This window comes from Pseudoalteromonas sp. SR43-5, from assembly GCF_014163835.1.
GTDB classification, from domain to species: domain Bacteria; phylum Pseudomonadota; class Gammaproteobacteria; order Enterobacterales; family Alteromonadaceae; genus Pseudoalteromonas; species Pseudoalteromonas distincta.
Genome location: NZ_JACJEA010000005.1, coordinates 91,476 through 104,862, shown reverse-complemented (window position 1 = coordinate 104,862; position 13,387 = coordinate 91,476). Strand labels below are relative to the sequence as shown.

General features: G+C 33.2%; 12 protein-coding genes. All 12 read right to left on the bottom strand.

The annotated features are described in order from the left end of the window. Positions 1–44: 44 nt before the first annotated feature. Positions 45–431 carry a 3-phosphoshikimate 1-carboxyvinyltransferase gene (locus H5090_RS04595; RefSeq protein ID WP_182695127.1) on the bottom strand — a complete coding sequence of 129 codons (387 nt, stop codon included), beginning with the start codon at positions 429–431 and terminating at the stop codon, positions 45–47. Between the two features lie 42 nt (positions 432–473). Next, positions 474–1,646, bottom strand: coding sequence for an O-antigen ligase (locus H5090_RS04590; protein WP_259395047.1), 1,173 nt, complete (start codon positions 1,644–1,646; stop codon positions 474–476). Then, complete coding sequence (locus H5090_RS04585; RefSeq protein WP_182695126.1) at positions 1,639–2,676, bottom strand: glycosyltransferase; 1,038 nt, start codon at positions 2,674–2,676, stop codon at positions 1,639–1,641. The genes H5090_RS04590 and H5090_RS04585 overlap by 8 nt, the downstream gene beginning before the upstream one ends. A gap of 42 nt (positions 2,677–2,718) precedes the next feature. Continuing rightward, the gene (locus H5090_RS04580) at positions 2,719–3,657 is read right to left on the bottom strand and encodes a glycosyltransferase family 2 protein (protein WP_182695125.1); all 939 of its coding nucleotides are present in this window, start codon (positions 3,655–3,657) and stop codon (positions 2,719–2,721) included. Position 3,658: 1 nt separating this feature from the next. Continuing rightward, on the bottom strand, positions 3,659–4,768 hold the full coding sequence (locus H5090_RS04575) for a glycosyltransferase family 4 protein (RefSeq protein ID WP_182695124.1): 1,110 nt from the start codon (positions 4,766–4,768) through the stop codon (positions 3,659–3,661). Beyond that, complete coding sequence (locus tag H5090_RS04570) at positions 4,769–5,920, bottom strand: glycosyltransferase family 4 protein (protein WP_182695123.1); 1,152 nt, start codon at positions 5,918–5,920, stop codon at positions 4,769–4,771. It lies immediately after the preceding gene. Next, positions 5,917–6,960, bottom strand: coding sequence for an acyltransferase (locus tag H5090_RS04565; RefSeq protein WP_182695122.1), 1,044 nt, complete (start codon positions 6,958–6,960; stop codon positions 5,917–5,919). The genes H5090_RS04570 and H5090_RS04565 overlap by 4 nt, the downstream gene beginning before the upstream one ends. An 86-nt stretch (positions 6,961–7,046) precedes the next feature. Beyond that, on the bottom strand, positions 7,047–8,486 hold the full coding sequence (locus H5090_RS04560) for an oligosaccharide flippase family protein (protein ID WP_182695121.1): 1,440 nt from the start codon (positions 8,484–8,486) through the stop codon (positions 7,047–7,049). A 108-nt stretch (positions 8,487–8,594) separates the two neighbouring features. Continuing rightward, positions 8,595–9,650, bottom strand: a complete 1,056-nt coding sequence (locus H5090_RS04555; RefSeq protein WP_182695120.1) for a glycosyltransferase family 4 protein — start codon at positions 9,648–9,650, stop codon at positions 8,595–8,597. Then, positions 9,650–11,080 (bottom strand): oligosaccharide flippase family protein, encoded by a 1,431-nt coding sequence (locus tag H5090_RS04550; protein WP_310736304.1) that lies wholly within the window; start codon positions 11,078–11,080, stop codon positions 9,650–9,652. The genes H5090_RS04555 and H5090_RS04550 overlap by 1 nt, the downstream gene beginning before the upstream one ends. 52 nt (positions 11,081–11,132) lie before the next feature. Beyond that, a complete protein-coding gene (locus H5090_RS04545) occupies positions 11,133–12,131 on the bottom strand; it encodes an NAD-dependent epimerase (RefSeq protein ID WP_182695118.1) in 999 nt (332 codons plus the stop codon). A 110-nt stretch (positions 12,132–12,241) separates the two neighbouring features. Next, entirely contained in the window at positions 12,242–13,132 is an 891-nt protein-coding gene (gene galU / locus H5090_RS04540; RefSeq protein ID WP_182694037.1) for a UTP--glucose-1-phosphate uridylyltransferase GalU, read from the bottom strand. Positions 13,133–13,387 lie beyond the last annotated feature (255 nt).

Sequence of the window (13,387 nt, the reverse complement as noted above, 5' to 3'; positions counted from 1 at the left end):
AAATATAAACAAATATAAACATTTAAATTTTGTTTATACTTAAACTATAAAAATAAACTTTTTACATAACTCCATATACCAAATGAAAAACCTTCAAACAGGTTAATACCTAACGCCGACTTCAATAAATAAATAAATAATAACAGTATAAAAAAACCTAAAGTCACTACAGTGGCTTGTGCTATAGCAGAGGCTTTTTTTTCGGTAGCACTTAATTGCCGCCTATTTCGACCAGCTAATAATACAAAGTAATATCTGTACTTAAATAATCTAACAACACCTCTGCAATCAACTGAATGGGCACCCCACTGCCTGGCACCAATAGCTATTTTCAGGTGAGATAACTGCTCTTCGCTAAAGCTATTTTGTACGCCTTGAGGCATTCTATTTAATAAACTTCTTATTGCTGGGTCTTCAGATAAAGTAGGCATTAACTACTCCACGTTGTTATATATTTAAATAAATGTAACAAGCTAATCACTCGCCCTGTTGGCAATAAAACCTTTAAAAATTGGTAAGTAAAAAATAATCATTGAAGGTGCACCACCAGACATAAAAAACAACATAAAAATAGAGTATAAGCATAAAGCAATAAAAACCATTTTATCTTTTCGGTTTCTTAGCTCTGCACTGTGAATAACATAAACAAAATAAGGTAAAATTAATAAAAACAAGCCAATTGTTCCTTGCTCAATTAAAGTATCTAAAAAAACGTTATGTGTATATAAAGCAAGCCCTTGATTAATAAAGTAATCACCCATGTAAACGGGGAGCATTTTAGGTCCTACACCAAAAATAAAGTGGGTAGTAAGTATATCCCAACCATTTGTTAATAATGACTGCCTATGCAGGTTGGAGATCCACAAAGCTTGCTCTTCATCTAGGTAGAGCATTTCGAGGTCTGAATATTCGAAAAAAGTAAAATTATTTAAAAACGATAAATCATAAAATAGTGCCAATAGAAGTACAGTTAAACTACATAAGGCCAGCATTATAAATTTATTTAACGGTTTTATAGTGATGAAGATATAAAAAAAGGCAACCATATGAAATGCCAAAATCCCTTTTCGCTCTAAGGAGAGTAATATCACCGGGTACAAAAAAATCAAGGGCTTTAAGTAGCTTTTATCGTCAAAGTAATAAGCGCAACTAATAAGTATCACACCTGTTAATGCAAAAACATATTTAGCATCACCTAAAAGCTTATACCGAGTTAATTGCCCATGCATGAGGTGGTAAATCAAGGTAACAAAGCAAATAACTAACAGAGTTTTTATAAAAACTACCCTAAATTTTTCAGGATTTTTGACAGCAATTGTATATACCACAACTAAAGTGAAAAGAATTAGCATCCACTGTACAGTAGCAATAATAGCTTTAGTCAAACCTACTTGCACTAGGGCATTAAAAAAACAATATATTACAAATATACATATATAGTTAAAACCGACGGGGTAATTAATAAGTATTTTATTTTTTAATAGTAGTAATAAAAAAATAGAAATCGAAAATAAGGCTAAAATATCAGACAATCTTACAATAAGACCGCCAGCATCTAATCTAAAATCAGTAAAGTACAATGGTATTATCATAGCACTGATTAAAAAAAGCACACATTCAAGGGTTTTTATTTTAATACTAAACATTGTTTAACACACTATTATAAATTTTAGTGTGCTCAATAGCTGTATTTTTAATTGAAAAGCTTGTTGCCTTTTTAAGCGCTGCTACAGACTGCTCATTATAATAATTAGTATCATTAACCAGCGTGTTTATTTTATCAGCTAAAGTATGTGTATCGCCCACTTCAAATAAACCTTGATCAACAACTACATTATTTAAACCTTTAACATTAGTAGCAAATGATGGTAACCCGGCTGCCATTGCCTCGACTACTGCAATACCAAACCCTTCCCAGTGGGAAGATTGTATATATACATCTAATGAATCTAAAAAAGTGGGTATATCGTTAACTTGCCCTAAAAATTTAACTTTGTTACTTACACCTAGGCTTAAAGCATAATCTTCGTACTCTGATCTTAATTCGCCATCGCCTGCTAAATTAAGTACAAACCGTTCATCAAGCAATGTCATTAATTTTAATAAGGTTTTTATATCTTTTTGTGGTGCAAAACGACCAACCATGCCTATATTTATCACTTTAGAATCGGCGCTTAGTGTTTTAGCAGTTTGAGAAAATCGCTCTAAATTAACGCCATTATTTATAACGTACGCCTTTGAACTATCGGCTTTAATGCTTTCTAAAAATTTAGTTTTAACGCCCTCCGATATACAAATTATTTTTTTAAATTTTTTGTAAATAATACTTTCAAGGCTTTTTATAAAGGGTAAATCTCGGCGCCTGTAATGCGGGTTATGTTCTGTAACTATTGTTGGCGTATTTGTAAAGTACGCAATATAAATTGATGGGTATAAATGGGCATGCACTAAATCCGCTGCATTTAAACGCTTTATAACACCTAAAAAACCTAAGTCGTTTTTATGGAATACCTCTACCCCTAAAGCTTTTAACTCATCAACATATTCGTTTTTACCACGTGTTAAAATCACCTCAAACTTAAAATCACTGTTTTGTAGCGTCATTAAATCAACAAGTAAACGCTGAACACCACCTAGACGCTGTAGATCATTTGTAATGTGTACTATTTTTTTCATTTATTATCCATAATAAGCTTTAATTTTAAATACGCAGTTAAATTACAAAACTCGCCCAATGAAACAGCAAAAATAGGTGAAATTAAATTTTAAACGCTCAATAGTAGAGTCATTATATCTAAGGAATAAAGGTTTAAACGAATCATTTATTTTTAAGCATTGCCTATAAAATAGATGTCTGTCTTTTCTATCTTTAATTTTAGAACCTTTTAATACTGTTAGTAAAGAGAACCTAGCAACCTCTGAAGTAACAATATTTTTACGATCGAAAAGCTCAATAGTGTCTTTAACTGAATTAACTAAGTTGAGTAACAATTGAGAATAAGTAGAAGTGCGTAAGCTAGTTGTAGAACCAGCCCTTTTTCTGTAATAAACCAAAACAGAAGATATTTTCACTGTTGTACTGGCCTTCGAAAAAGCCTGGACATTATAAAAAACATCCTCGTAAATCATACCTTCAGGAAAAATAAGACCATTCAACATGCTTTTTCTGTATAAACGAGTCCAAACAAAAAAACCACTATAAAACGGGTTTAAATTTGATGACTCTAACTCGGTTAGTACCAGAGTAGACCTAGCGGGGAGAACAGAAGTAAACTCTTCAAAACTAAATTCAATTATGTCATTTGTTGCCGCTGTTACATAAGGTGAGAGTACATCCCAATAATTGGAGGCAATTGCATCGTCAGAATCTATAAAGCCAATATACTCACCTTTTGCAATGAGCAATGCGGCATTACGGGCAGCAGCTTGGCCTTTATTAATGGGTTGCTTAATTATTGTTGAATTAAATTTTATGTCTGATTTATGCTCTAAAATAAAGCTCTCACAAAGGCTTATTGAGTTTTCAGGGCAGCAGTCATCAACAAAAATAACCTCTACATGCTCGCTATTAATACCTTGCTGCAAACTTTGCATTAAATCAGGTATAAATTCAGCTACTTTATAAACAGGGCATATGAGTGATAATTTAATAGGCATATTAATTATTTACACCACTTTTTAGTACGCCATATTCTTTTGCGTAGCTTTCAAGCATTACAGGTAGCGAGTATTTTTGTTTATACAGTTCATAAGCAACATCACCATGTGACACTGTTTTGGCTTTGTTATTAATGTATTCACACATAGCAATAGCCATTGTAGATGCATCACGAATAGGGATTAAATAGCCCGATTCGCCTTTAATTATTAGCTCAGAACAGCCTCCAACATCAGATGCAATTACTGCTTTTTTACATGCCATTGCTTCAATAATGCTGCGTGGTAAGCCTTCCCAAAAGCTAGAGAGTATAAATACATCAGCTTGAGTTAGTTTTTCAGCAAAGTTATCAACCACGCCACAAAAGTTTATTACCCCTTCAGGAAAGTTGTTAAACAACTGCTTTACTTTAGCTTCGTACTGGCCATCGCCATATATACTTAACGTAAATGGTTTGCCTTGACTTAATAAAGAGCCACACGCTTGAGCGAGCGTGGTGTAGTCTTTTTGATCTTCAAAACGAGCTGCGGTAATAAAGTTGACGGGTTTGTCGGTTAGTTCCCACGTATCGTTAAATTTACCAAGCATACCGTTACGTATAACTAACAGCTTTTTGTCGGGCACGCCTATTCGTAAATACTCATTTTTATCAAACTCACACACACCTATAATTTTTGAAGGTAAATACGAAAGTAACTTTTCAAGTCGCTCATATTTTTTAAAGCCTTTATTTTCAGGTGTGTTAACAAAAGGCACACCATGGGGTACATAATAAGAGCATTTAAAAGTAAGCATTGCAGCTATACGCCCAAGCGCACCTATTTTAGCTGTATGCCAAGAACAAACTTGTGGGTTTTCCGATATAATCAGCCATATTAATTTTAACAATGACCAAATATCGCTTAGCGGGCTTAAATCTCTTTTTAAATTAGTTAAAGCATGCACTTTAAAGCCAGCCGATCGCAACTTAGTTATAGCATCGCCATCACCACCTAGTGCGTATACAACCTCGGCACCTTCGTTTCTAAACTTTTCGCCTATTTGGCAAATATGTTTATATGAACCAGATACAATAGTATCCGAACGCGTCATCCCTATTAAAACCTTCATCTAAGAAGCTCCAAGTAATTTTTTATAAAGTTTTACGTATTCTTTAGCAATCACGTCTACTGTAAAGTTAGATGTAATCAACTGCTCAGAAAAAGCTTGTACTTCACCACTATTTTTATAATGTAATGCAATACCATCTTCTGTACTTTTAGCAATTTCAGCTGCACTAAAATCTGTAGCAATGTAACCGTTTTTATCTGTGAAAATAGCATCACCAGCACCACTTACAGGTGTCGACACTAGTACCTTTCCTGCTAATAAAGCCTCAAGTAATGAGTTAGAAAAACCTTCAGCCTCAGAAGCATTTACAAAAATATCAAATTGGTTAATAAAGTTTACCGGATCGTCAACCTCACCATAAAATGTTATTTTGTTTTGCAGGTTATTTTCTTCAATGTATTTTTTTGCTGCAGGTAGCACACTACCACTTCCTATTAAATGAAAATGTACTTGCTTATGCTTTTTAGTAAGCAATGCAAATGCCTCCATTAGCACATCTACTTTTTTAATTTGCTCTAACCTACCATGATAAAAAAGATTTATTACAGAATCATTTTTATCATTTAAAATTGGGCTGTCAGTGTTAATTAAGCTTTTATCTATGCTGTTTGGTATATTAATAATATTTTTAAAGCCAAACTCTTTACAGTTTCGCGCGATAACACCCGATATTGCGACTATCGTAGGGTTAGTTTTTAATACAAAACAAGCCATTATAGGCCCAACAATCTTTTTAGATTTTAAAGCCTTAAAATCCATATATTGATTAGAGTTGCCTACCTTAATTAATATTGGCTTTTTAAAAAAACGCGACAAGCAACAACCCACAAAAGCACCAAATTTACCTTGATGACAATGTATTACATCAAAGCTTTTGCTATTGAACATACCCCAAATTAATACGCGTATTAACCAATACACCGAAAATGGTAACCAGCGACCAAGTAAGTCAGGGGCTATTGGTGAATATAACCGAGTTACAGGCACGTCGTTCATTACCTCATTTGCTTTGCCTATAAACTTTTGACGTGATGTTAATACGTGTACATCAACTCCCTCAGCTTTAATTCCTTTAGAAATTCGCCCACATTGCTTTTCAGCTCCGCCAAACACATCTGGCATATATTGACATGTAAGCATTAAAATTTTCATTTAGATATATATTCCCTTAATCTAACATTAATGTTTTTTTCGATAATATTATAAATAAAACACCCAAATAACACACTAATTAAAGTAATACTAAACCAAGTAATTACTATTGGTATATGCTGTATTTGAGGAGTTAAATTTCGCCCCAAAACACCACTAACAACCATTATTGGAAACATATGAAATAAATATATTGAATAAGAGGAATCACCTAAGTAAACAAATGACTTATGAATTTTCATATCTTTTATTGGCGTATAAAGTACTGCAACAATAAAAACAGATAATGCTATGGGTGCTCTTGATATTAAAGACGTGTACTCCCATAAATAGGGGGTTATAAAGTACATAAATAACCATAAACACCCAAATATAACCACTACAAGCATAATAGTTTTCGATATCCTATAACCCGATAAGTATAGTTTTGCTAGCCAACCACCTATTACAAACTCAAATAAGACTGGATTTTTTAATAAGGTTATAATAGCTAAATTTAAATCAGTTAAATGTGCAAATATAGAAAGTATCATTATAAAAACAGTAATTACTTCTAACCTTTTTGACGCAGCAATCAACAATGTGGGTGCAAATAGCATATAAAATATAATTTCATAGTTTAAAGTCCAACCTACTTTTAAAAAAGGAACAATCGCCCCTTCGTAAATATGTGGAATCAATAGTAATGAATAAAACACATGCAGCCCGTCAAACACAGCTGAAGATCCTGGCAATAAGGCCAGCAAACTCATAAAAAATATTGCGACAAACCAAATAGGGTATATTCTGACAATTCTTTTTTTAAGGTATAAACCTATATCATTTGTATTTCTTGATGTATAAAAAATAATAAAGCCAGATAATATAAAAAATATGTCTACCCCTATTGCCCCTATCTTTACAAACTGGTTTTCTGTAAGCCAAAAAGAATGCTCAGCACCTAGCTCGGCGTGTCGTTTAATAATTAAACCGTGAACATGGTAAAAAACTACAATAATTGCAGCTAACCCTCTCAAAAATTGTAAAGACAATAATTTCATAATCCCTCTAAAACAGTGACAAAGCATTTAAAAAAAGTTCAGTTTATAGCAAATATAAATATTTAATTTATTCACTATTCATAAGGTCAACCTTTTAAGTTCTTCAGGTTATTTAATATTTCCTGCACTCTTTCAGGGAATATCACTTTATAAATTAAAAAGTATATAGAACAGCCAATAAGCACAGATAAAGTTACTTTAAGGGTTGGGGTTGTATCGGTAAAAAATAAATACAATACTATGTACAAAAGCCCTCCCATCATTAGTGAGGACACTATCGAAGGTAATAATGCTTTTATAATGACATCAATAGAAAAACAGAACTTCTTATTTAAAATTAATAACATACCCAAAGACAATATTGCTGTTGTTACAACATTAGAATACGCTACATGATAAATTGAATACTGAGAAAAAACACTAACAAGCCCAATAACAACTATAAACTCGACTATACGTAACCTAAACGGAATACTTGAGTTATGTGTTGAATGGCACAACGGAGCAAAAAAGTAATTTAGTGATGCACTAAAACCGCTTAAACACAAGATAGAAAATATAACTCCGCTTTCAGACCATTTATCTCCAAAAACTAAGTACACCATTTCGTCACCGATAACAAAGCCACCAACAAATATAGGTAAAGCAAATAATGCCGTAGTTGTGATAAATTTAGTAAAACAAGCTTCTAATTCACTAGTATTGCTTTGTAAAGTAGCAAATGCTGAAAAAGAAACATCCACAATTGGTTTAACCGTAAACTGTACAATAACGTCGAGTAATTTACCTGCAATTTTAAAGTAGCCTAATGCAGCTACCCCTAGAAAAAAACCTATTATAAGTTCAACAAATCTAAATATACCTTGTCCAATTAAAGAGCTTAGTAATATAGGTTGACCTTGCTTAAATATATTTAAAATATCACATGCAGATAAATTAAAGCTAGGTCGCCAGCTAATAGATTTCCACACTAATATTAACAGCAGTAAAACAGATATAATTTTCTGAATTATTAAGCTATAAAAGCCATAACTTGCATAAGCAAGATATATTGCTATTGAACCTGAAAATAATGAAGAGAATAATAGCCTTACAGCAAGTGCCTTAAACTTAAAGTCGCGTTTAAGTAGCCCTTCAGGTACTGTAGATAAAGCCTGCATTACTGGTACTATTGAAAGAATTTGTAATGATATTGCAAGGCTCGGAGCTTCAAATAGCACTTCTAAATAAGGTGATGCAATAATAAAAAACAAAGACGAAGCTATTCCAATTAGAAGAGTAGCAAAAAAGATACTATTCTCTATATTCACGTTACTTTTATTTCGTACAACAACCTCAACTAATCCGTATTTGACAATTGTATTTGTTAATTCAACAAATACAATTGCTAGCGCTGCTGTACCGAAATCAATAGGGGTCAACAGCCTAGATAGCACAACAAAAATAACCAAACCAGATAGCTGGTAAAAAACACTTCCTATGAAACCCCAAATTGAGCCACTTACTATTTTTTTATTTAATATCATATTCAATTCCTATTAAAAATAAAATTTGTATAGCTTGGGCTTATCAATTGAATTGGTAATAGATCGTATAAATTAAAATTCGCTAGCTAACCATTTATTATAAACACTTCAGTTGTATAAACTATTTATCATGACTCCAGTAACTTCACTTGCTTGAAACTGTTTTAAGTGTTTTGCAATTGCTTTAAAGTAGTCTTCTCTGGATATATCTGATTCCAATAATTCATCTCTCATTTTTTTTGCACAAACTAGAGCATTTTCAAAGCTTCCATCTACTTTAAAGTCAAACAATTTAGCATTGTCCCCGCAAGCTTCTGGTAGACCACCGTTATTTGAAGAAATAACAATAGCACCTGAAGTTAAGCCTTCAACAGCAACATTGCCAAACGGTTCGTTCCAAATGGATGGTACAAAAACATATTCACTCTCATCCATCGCATTGTAAACCGTACTTAGTGCCACAGCTCCTAAAAAGATTACATCTGAAGAAGCTTTACTCTTCAGTACATCTATAAGTTCACCATCACCAACTATATATAACTTGTCAATTTGTAGCTTTTTTTTAATCAAATCAATATTATCAACTAGAAACTCAGGCCCTTTCTCTTTAGATAAACGGCCTACAAAAATCGCATTTTTTTTATTTTTGAAATTACTTACGACCTCTATAGGTATTTCTTTACGACTAGCAATCGGATAAGTAACCTCAGCACGAAGTGTTTTAAAAAAGTCGCCTCCATCTTGAATAGTGTATTTACTATTAACAAAATGCACTGACTCTTTGATTATTTTATTACCGATAAAACGTTTTAAAAATCCATTTTTTTTATTCTCAAATGCGGAGGAAGAGTGATGGCAAAGACCTAATTTAGCTTTGTAAAGCTTATTAAATATAACAGGCCATCCTAACTTAACTGATAAATTAGAAAATATGACTGCATCCGCCCAAAAAAATAATTTAATTAATTTAAATATGTTAGGACACCTTATTATCTCATACCTATCATCAATAACACTTAAATCACCACGAGTACTTGTTACTACTATTACTTCATAACCTCTTTGTAAAAAAGCATCAACTAACGTAGATTTATTCTTGGCTACACCACCAATGTCTGGAAGATAAGTATATGTTGATATCAGTATTTTTTTGTTACTAGGCATTAATTATTCCTTTGAAATTTTGAGATGAATATATTCCCTTTTTTTGTATAGACAATATTAATTGGTACAAAAAAGCCTATCAAGGTATATGTAATTAAAGTTATAGATACATTAAGGAGACCACTTAAAGCAAATGTATAATAAAAAAATGAATAAAGGCTTATTATGAAAATTGTTGTCAAAACCGTAGGAAGTAAAGCTTCTATCAAATAGGATGTTTTAAATTCAGTGAAATAAACAATACAAAAAACTGTAATAAAAAACTGCAACATTGATGAGCCTACAACTCCATAAGCAAGAAAATCAATTCCATAAGGGGTAAGAAAATATATTATTAAACACATTAAACCCAAGGATAAAATCTGTTTATAAGTTAAAAGCTTAACTAAGCCATAAGCAGCTAGAAATGAATTCATGTAAGAAGTTAATGCCCTAAATATAATAATATAAGCTAAAGTACTCAAAAGATCTGATACTCTTTCCCAGCCAGAACCCATCATAACTACAACAATTTCTTTAGCGCCAAAAACAAGTATAAGTACACCGATACATAAAACTAACGATAGAACTGAAAAAGTTTTAGTAAAAAAATTAACTAACTTCTCTTTATCCGATTCCATCTTTGCCATAACAGGAAAAACGACCCTATCTACTACCAACATATAAATTTGATTTGGGAAAGTTATAAGCTGCATTGCTCTAGAATAATTCCCCAAAATAGCAACCCCAAAGTAGCGACTAACTATAGCTATATCTATTTGTTGGCTCAAAACGGTAAGTGTGTGATTAAAAAAGAAGGCAATCGAGTACTTTATTATTTCCATGCATTCATTAATACGCATTTTAAATGATAATAATTTCCAACCTAAAAATGTAATTACTACTATTGACAAAAGCTCCGAAACCCATAACCCAATAATAATTGACCAATAACCTAAATCAAAATAAAGAAGCGGCACAGTAACAAATACATTCCCGAATATTGTCCCATATGCCTGTAATTTCCCTATCAATAATATTTGGTTATTTTTCTGAAAAATAGCAGAACAGACATTACTAAACCCTAGTATAAGAAACATTAAAGAGGATATTTTCAGTGGCAAAATAATTTGTGGAATGTTTACTAACGCAGCAATATAACCACTAAATAAAAATAAACTAATTGATACTGATATACAGATTGTCAATGATATAAATAGAGCGCTACCAATGTGCTTATCGGATATGATAGGTCTTTGTATTATAGTTCTCACTATTCCCATTTCTGAAATCACATAAGCTAATGTATATACCATTGTAAAAGCTGCAACTACTCCAAAATCTTCTGATGTTAGGAACCTTGCAGTAATCATTAATATAATAAGACGAATTAGCTTTGATGATATAGTTAGCGCTGCCATCACTCCAATACTTGAAAAAACAGACTTCACTTCAGCCAAAATATTCTTTCCTTAGTTATTTTTTCAAGACGTTGATGAATTATCATTTACTATATTTTTTATACCAATCAACAAACTGTTGCATACCATAGTCAATGTTAGTATTAGGTTTAAAGCCAACTTCTTTTTGTAGGCTATCTATATCTGCAAATGTTGCTGGAACATCTCCTGCTTGCATTGGCATATAGTTTTTGTCAGCTACTTTACCTGCTGCTTTTTCAATTGATTCTATAAAGGTCATTAGTGCGATAGGTTCGTTGTTACCAATATTAAATACACGGTATGGTGCTTTACTTGACTCTGGCGAGGTGTTGCTATTTGACTGGTCTCTTTTTGGAACTACGTCTTGAATGCGAATAATGCCCTCTACAATGTCGTCTATGTAGGTAAAATCGCGTTTCATTTTTCCGTTATTAAATACTTTAATTTCTCGGTTATTTAATATTGCATCGGTAAATAAGTAAGGAGCCATATCTGGGCGACCCCAAGGGCCATACACTGTAAAAAAGCGCAGCCCTGTTGTTGGCAGGTCGTATAGGTGGCTATAGCTATGCGCCATCAACTCATTTGATTTTTTAGTTGCCGCATAAAGCGATACCGGATGGTCTACTGCATCGTCAGTCGAAAATGGCATTTTTTCGTTCATGCCATAAACAGAGCTTGATGATGCATATACTAAATGCTGTACTTTATTGTGGCGACACCCTTCTAAAATAGTAGCAGTGCCTACTAAATTAGAGTCAATGTATGCCATTGGGTTTTCTATTGAGTAACGCACGCCAGCTTGTGCTGCTAAGTGGATAACGCGGTCAAACTTTTCGTCTTTAAATAAATTAGCTATGCCGTCTCTGTCTGCTAAATCCATTTTTACAAAACGAAATTGCGTAAGGTGTTTAATACGCTCAAGCCTTGCATGTTTTAATGCCGGATCGTAATAACCGTTTAGGTTATCTAGACCTACTACTTCGTGGCCATCGTTACATAAGCGTTCAGCCACAAAGTTACCGATAAAACCTGCGGCACCAGTTACAAGATATTTCATTTGTAAGAATCCTTTAAATTTACTTTATTTAATTTCAGGCACTGCTATTTTGGCTTTTAAATATTACCGTTAAATACAAATTAAATTTGGTTGTGATTTATAAAAACAAGTTACGAAACTAGTTTTTTAACTGCTTTGGTAAACTCTTCACCCATATGGCTTGATTGCATTGCATATTCTACGTTGGCAAGCATATAGCCTAATTTAGAACCACAATCGTGCGACTGGCCTTTTAAGTGGTATGCTTCGAGTGTTTCTAAGTGGCGCAATTGGAGTAAAGCATCGGTAAGTTGTATTTCGCCGCCTGCACCTGGTGGGGTGTACTCTAGTAAATCCCAAATAGTAGGCGATACAACATAACGGCCTGTAATAGCTAGGTTGCTTGGCGCTTCATCGGTATCTGGTTTTTCTACCATGTTTTTAATTGTTGCGTTTTCGCCCGCGTTAATTTTTATACCCGCTAGGTCAACCACACCATATTGGTGTACTTGCTCTTTTGGTACTGGCTCTACCATTACTTGGTTGTGGCCTGTTTGGTCGAAACGGTCGATCATTTGGCTTAAATTATCGGTTTTTGGGTTTGATTTATATTTATCAATAATTACGTCAGGTAACATTACTGCAAATGGGTTGTTGCCTACTATTGGGCGCGCCGCTAAAACAGCATGGCCTAAACCAAGTGGAGCAGATTGACGAACCGAAATTACGGTTACATCTTTTGGTACTATTGAGCGCACTTCTTCTAGCAGGCTACGCTTTACACGTGCTTCTAGTGTGGCTTCTAGCTCAAAGCTAGTATCAAAATGGTTTTCGATTGAGTTTTTTGAAGCGTGAGTAACAAGTATTATTTCTTTAATACCTGCTTGTACGGCTTCATTAACTACGTATTGAATAAGTGGTTTGTCTACCAGAGGCAGCATTTCTTTTGGAATGGCTTTTGTGGCTGGTAACATACGTGTTCCAAGGCCAGCTACAGGTAATACGGCTTTTAAAACTTTCACTTTAATTCCTTTCATTATTATTTTGTAAATATATAAAGAAGAAACTAAAGTTTACTTCCATATAACGTGCTTCACATACCTTGTGTTAGGATTATTATACACGCCATACTATTTGACTCAATAAATAAAACATCCTTTTAGGTTGTTTTTTTGTTAACTTTATGTTGCACCAAACTGGTCGGATTGAGTCATATTGGGGCATCTCATTCTTTATGATGATCTACCTTTTTAAAAGTAATAATACTATACTGATTA

Bases quoted from the DNA above. Each gene is read 5' to 3' on its own strand.
- H5090_RS04545 (WP_182695118.1), bottom strand. From the start codon at position 12,131: ATGAAATATCTTGTAACTGGTGCCGCAGGTTTTATCGGTAACTTTGTG.
- H5090_RS04570 (WP_182695123.1), bottom strand. From the start codon at position 5,920: ATGAAAATTTTAATGCTTACATGTCAATATATGCCAGATGTGTTTGGC.
- H5090_RS04585 (WP_182695126.1), bottom strand. From the start codon at position 2,676: ATGAAAAAAATAGTACACATTACAAATGATCTACAGCGTCTAGGTGGT.
- H5090_RS04580 (WP_182695125.1), bottom strand. From the start codon at position 3,657: ATGCCTATTAAATTATCACTCATATGCCCTGTTTATAAAGTAGCTGAA.
- H5090_RS04595 (WP_182695127.1), bottom strand. From the start codon at position 431: ATGCCTACTTTATCTGAAGACCCAGCAATAAGAAGTTTATTAAATAGA.
- H5090_RS04555 (WP_182695120.1), bottom strand. From the start codon at position 9,650: ATGCCTAGTAACAAAAAAATACTGATATCAACATATACTTATCTTCCA.
- H5090_RS04575 (WP_182695124.1), bottom strand. From the start codon at position 4,768: ATGAAGGTTTTAATAGGGATGACGCGTTCGGATACTATTGTATCTGGT.
- H5090_RS04590 (WP_259395047.1), bottom strand. From the start codon at position 1,646: ATGTTTAGTATTAAAATAAAAACCCTTGAATGTGTGCTTTTTTTAATC.
- H5090_RS04560 (WP_182695121.1), bottom strand. From the start codon at position 8,486: ATGATATTAAATAAAAAAATAGTAAGTGGCTCAATTTGGGGTTTCATA.
- H5090_RS04565 (WP_182695122.1), bottom strand. From the start codon at position 6,960: ATGAAATTATTGTCTTTACAATTTTTGAGAGGGTTAGCTGCAATTATT.